Genomic DNA, 525 nt, shown 5'->3' with positions numbered 1-525 from the left:
CTGTCGGCGGCCGGGTTCGGCAACACCGGCGCGGAGCTGTTCAACAAGGGCGGGCCGTATCTGGCGCGCGGCGCCGAAGACCTGATCCCCTCGGCGCAGCTGCTGGACACCTACAGCCCGGAGATCTATTGCACGCTGCACAACTACCACGACATCGTGCCCATCACCGGTGCCTCCGAGGGCGGTTTCAACGGCTACTCGTTGAATATGGACACCGAGGTCACGTCGGGCCTGGGGCTGATCGCGAACCCGCTGTCGCTCGCCGCCGTCGCCGCGCTCACGCTGGGCCTCGGCGCCACGGCCGGTCTGGTCGGCGGCGCGCCGAACCCGTACACCTATCCCGAGAACCTGCCCAGGGTGAACGCGCGCGGCGGTCCCGGCGGCGCCCCGGGGTGCTGGCAGAAGATCACCCGCGACCTGTGGCCGGCACCGGAGCTGGTGATGGACACCGGCAACAGCCTTGCGCCGTACAACCACCTGGACACCGGATCGCCGTATGCGATCGAGTACGTCTGGGGCCGCCAG

1 protein-coding gene is annotated in these 525 nt (G+C 69.5%); it reads left to right on the top strand.

Going from position 1 to position 525, the window contains the following annotated elements:
• On the top strand, positions 1–525 hold a 525-nt coding region (locus tag ACYQ8K_RS30195), incomplete at both ends, for an MCE family protein (protein WP_459975051.1).

The sequence above is a fragment of the Mycobacterium sp. MUNTM1 genome, assembly GCF_054660795.1.
Note: the sequence above shows the minus strand (reverse complement) of the source record. Positions and strands in the feature narration are given on the sequence as shown.